Here is a 2,513-nt window from a genome sequence, read left to right on the forward strand (position 1 = left end):
CGATCGAGCAACATATAAGTATACAAGTTGTGTTCGTAATGAAGATGGTAGTTATAGTGAAGAAACTATCGAAATCAAGCCGGGCGAGAATGGTGTCACTGAAGCGTATATTAAGATGCTTCACTCAATGGATGACAGTGAGGTTTACTACAACAATAAGAATCTGCGTCCTACTAGAACTGCTGAAGAAAAAGCTGAGATTGAAGCGTGGAAAGAAGAATATATCCGGCGGTTTAATCTTAAGCATGGTTATGAGCCTAACAAGGATGATGTGGAGTATGCTGCTAACGAGCATTTTCCGCGTAACTATAATCTTTCACTTGACTTTGATGCAGATGGCGAGCTTGAAGTAGATAAAAGTTATATTGCTGAAGCTCTCAGTACTACTGATGATTATGGTTTTAGCGGTGATGATTATGGTTTTGAAATGTCAGAGAGAACAGAATCAATGCTTTCAGTGCTGACAGATAAGCAGAGTCAAGTAGTAAAACTGATGTTTTTTGGAGGATACACTCAGTCAGAGATTGCAAGAATTCTTGGTATCTCGTCTGCTGGCGTGAAAAAGCATTTGGATAAGGCTCTCGAAAAGCTTAGAAAAACGCGTTAAAAAAATCCTAGAAATTTTATTTGGAGGAGGTTAAAAACTCCTCCTTTTTCTTTGCCTGTGATGTGTAAGGAAGAAACCCCTTATAGAAAGGAGGCAAAACTCGTGAAACACAAGATCGTTATTAACGTCACCGGTGAAAACGGTGAGAAGAAACAGGTTCTACGTGGAGCTGTGATGCGATTACCTCAACGGTTTATCCGCTGGCTGTTTGGTGATTACTCGCAAGTCTACCTATTAGATCCCGGGAAAAGTGTTCAGTCAGTCGATGTCAAAGAAGTTTAAGGAGGAAAACCGTGAACAATGAAATATTGAAAGAAGTCATCAAAGACTTGGAAAACTTAACAGCTCATCTTAAAACACTATTTGATGATGCTGGTGCTTCTGGTGCTGGTTGTAAAGAAACAGCTCCTAATAATAAGGAGTCTGTTAAAAAGGTGAGTTTAGAGGATGTGCGAGCGGTTTTAGCAAAACTTAGCCAACATGGTAAAACCGCGGAAGTAAAAGCGCTTATCGTCAAGTTCGGAGCTAACAGGCTTTCAGAACTTGATGAAAGTAAGTACGCTGAGCTTCTTGAAGAGGCGAAAGGTATGACAAGTGACTAAGCATGCTTTACTTTCCCCATCTTCTGCTCACAGGTGGATTAAGTGTACTCCGAGTGCTGTTTTAGAAGAAAAGTTTGAAAACACTACTTCTGCGGCGGCTGAGGAAGGAACGGCGGCACACGCGTGGTGTGAGTACAAGCTGAATAAGCTTCTTAACCGTCCGTGTGAAAAACCGTCAACCGAGTATGACTCAAACGAGATGCAGGAATGCTCGGATGCTTACGTGGATTTCGTAATGGAAAAATACGAGCAGACAAAACTTAACTGTCAAGATCCTATCCTTCTCATAGAGCAGAAGGTTGATTTTTCAGCTTACGTGCCGGACGGGTTTGGTACAGCGGATTGCATTATTGTAGGCGAAAAAACGCTGCAGGTTATCGACTTTAAGTATGGTCAGGGCGTGCTGGTTGATGCTTACGAGAATCCGCAGATGAAATGCTACGCGCTTGGAGCTTTAACGCTTTTCGACAGCTTGTACGAGATTCAAACTGTTGAGATGAGTATTTTTCAGCCACGGCGTGACAACGTATCCACTTTTACGCTACCTGTCACGGAGCTTATCTGTTGGGCTGAAAGCGTGCTTAAACCTAAAGCAGAGCTTGCTATTAAAGGCGAAGGCGAATTTGAAGCCGGTGACTGGTGCAGGTTTTGCAGGGCAAAAGCCACGTGCCGTAAACGTGCGGAAGAAAACCTTAAACTTGCAGAACTTGAGTTCAAACCGCCATCTGTTTTAACAGATAGTGAGATTGAAGAAGTGCTCACGCTTATACCTAAGCTCACGAAGTGGGCTGATGATGTTTTAGCTTACGCCACAGATTCAGCTATTAACCACGGCAAAGAGTGGAGCGGTTTCAAACTCGTGGAAGGACGTTCAGTTCGCAAGTTTAAGGACGAGACAGCTGTTATTGAGAAAGCGAAAGCTCATGGCTTTAGTGACATTTTCAAAACTAGTCTTATCGGTTTAACAGAAATGCAAAAGCTTATGGGCAAGAAAAAATTTGAGGATATTCTGGGCGACCTCATTATCAAACCGTCCGGAAAACTTACGCTCGTACCAGACTCGGATAAGCGGGCAAAAGTCAATGTAACAAATGTAAACCAAGAATTCAAAAAGGAGAATTAGTACTATGTCTAAATTAAATAACACGAAAGTTATCACTGGTAAGAACACGCGTCTTTCCTATTTCAACGGTTGGGAGCCAAAGTCTATTAACGGCGGTCCTGAAAAATATAGTGTTTCACTGCTTATCCCTAAAGATGATGTTGAAACGATTACGGCTATCGAGAAAGCTATTGATGCTGCG

General features: G+C 42.2%; 5 protein-coding genes. All 5 read left to right on the forward strand.

The window, feature by feature from the left end:
• A partial coding sequence (locus tag ACTJLE_RS06185; RefSeq protein ID WP_481267873.1) for a sigma-70 family RNA polymerase sigma factor occupies positions 1-607 on the forward strand: 607 nt, incomplete at its 5' end.
• A 102-nt stretch (positions 608-709) separates the two neighbouring features.
• Positions 710-889 carry a hypothetical protein gene (locus ACTJLE_RS06190; protein ID WP_004114712.1) on the forward strand — a complete coding sequence of 60 codons (180 nt, stop codon included), beginning with the start codon at positions 710-712 and terminating at the stop codon, positions 887-889.
• Positions 890-900: 11 nt separating this feature from the next.
• On the forward strand, positions 901-1,209 hold the full coding sequence (locus ACTJLE_RS06195) for a hypothetical protein (RefSeq protein WP_112928554.1): 309 nt from the start codon (positions 901-903) through the stop codon (positions 1,207-1,209).
• Positions 1,202-2,332: a DUF2800 domain-containing protein gene (locus ACTJLE_RS06200; protein WP_473412442.1), complete on the forward strand. Its 1,131-nt coding sequence runs from the start codon at positions 1,202-1,204 to the stop codon at positions 2,330-2,332. The genes ACTJLE_RS06195 and ACTJLE_RS06200 overlap by 8 nt, the downstream gene beginning before the upstream one ends.
• Positions 2,333-2,336: 4 nt before the next feature.
• The coding region (locus ACTJLE_RS06205; protein WP_481267874.1) for an ssDNA-binding protein at positions 2,337-2,513 on the forward strand (177 nt) is incomplete at its 3' end.

This window comes from Gardnerella sp. CCPDSM (genome assembly GCF_056754715.1).